The 261-nt window shown below is 59.4% G+C and carries 1 pseudogene; it reads right to left on the bottom strand.

The annotated features are described in order from the left end of the window. Positions 1 to 71: 71 nt before the first annotated feature. Positions 72 to 261: pseudogene (locus P9217_RS30240) on the bottom strand (XRE family transcriptional regulator); the annotation flags it as partial.

Here is a 261-nt window from a genome sequence, read left to right on the forward strand (position 1 = left end):
TGCAGACCTGGCTCGGCCTCAGCCCGTTCGCGGTGGAGCCCAAACGCGCGGCTTAGGAGAATCGGTGCATGTTAGGCGCGCCTGCGGCCCCTGTCATTTGCAAGGTGATAGGGTTGCACGAGGACTTCGGCGGGAATTTTCCATTCCTTGTTCAGTTTGAAGACCATATCCAGGGTGAGTGCGCGCTTTTTGTTCAACACCTCGGTCGCCCGGGGTGATGATCCGATCACCTCGGCTAGCGCCTTCCGCGACAGGTTGAAC

It is taken from the genome of Mesorhizobium sp. WSM4989 (genome assembly GCF_029625795.1).
Classification (GTDB): domain Bacteria; phylum Pseudomonadota; class Alphaproteobacteria; order Rhizobiales; family Rhizobiaceae; genus Mesorhizobium.